This is a genomic window from Streptomyces sp. NPDC107454 (assembly GCF_055582885.1).
Genome location: NZ_JBVJPA010000062.1, coordinates 1 through 1,014, shown reverse-complemented (window position 1 = coordinate 1,014; position 1,014 = coordinate 1). Strand labels below are relative to the sequence as shown.

1 protein-coding gene is annotated in these 1,014 nt (G+C 65.5%); it reads right to left on the bottom strand.

Features of this window, described 5'->3' with window-relative positions; genetic code table 11:
• Nucleotides 1-75: 75 nt before the first annotated feature.
• Nucleotides 76-843, bottom strand: coding sequence for a transposase (locus tag ACZ69M_RS51140; RefSeq protein ID WP_388118302.1), 768 nt, complete (start codon nucleotides 841-843; stop codon nucleotides 76-78).
• Nucleotides 844-1,014: the final 171 nt, after the last annotated feature.

The window sequence follows — 1,014 nt, the reverse complement described above, 5'->3', positions numbered from 1 at the left end:
CTAAGGGCTGTCCCGTAACTGATCTTGAGATCGATGCAGCTGCGGCTGCGGCCCAAGGCGATGTGCCCCTCCTCCCTATCCGGCAAGGACGAGGTTGTGCAGGCGGGCGATGCCGAGCATGGCGTGATGTACTCCATCGCCTTTGAGGCGGCAGTCGCGGAGGATCTTCCAGGTCTTCATGCGGGCGAAGGTGTGCTCGACGCGAGCGCGGACCTGTTTGTGGGACGTGTTGTGCGCTTCCTTCCAGTCGAGCAGTGCTTCTCCTTTGCGGCGGCGGTGCGGCATGACGAGTCCGGTGCCCGGGTAGCCGCCGTCGGCGATCGTTGTGGTCAGTCCGACTGCGGCCTTCGCGCCGGATTCCGCCCACGCCTTGCAGTCGTTGCGGTTGCCCGGCAAAGGCCGGCCGATGACGACGACCAGGCGGCTATCGGCGTCGATGACCACCTGGTGGTTGGTGGAGTACCGATAGTTCTTCGACTGCTCGGCGATCGTGTGGTCGCGGGTGGGCACCAGGGTGCCGTCCACGATGAGCACGGTGTCCTTGCGGAACCTCTGGCGGGGCTGGAGCGCGAGCCGTGGGCCGAGGTGGTTGATGATGCGGTCCGCAGCCGACTTGGAGACGCCGAACAATGGAGCGAGCTGGCGGAGCGTCAAGTTCGTGCGCCAGTAGGCCACGACCAGCAACAGCCGGTCCTCCAGAGGCAAGCCCCAGGGCCGTCCCCGGCGGACAGTGTCGGCTTCCTTGCGCCGTAGTACGGCCACCAGCTTGCTGAACTGGCGCGGGCTCAGCCCGGTGAACGGGGATATCCAGGACGGCTCCGACGCCGTGATCACACCAGCCACACCGGGATCGTCACATCAGATAGGCCCGATGCCGAGACGATCGTTGCAGCTACGCTTCCACGGCACAGCCGATGTTGGGCAAGGGGGAGATCGTGAACCGACCACTGCTGTTCCTCGATGTGGACGGGCCGCTCAACCCCTATGCGGCCAAGCCAGAGAAACGTCCCGACG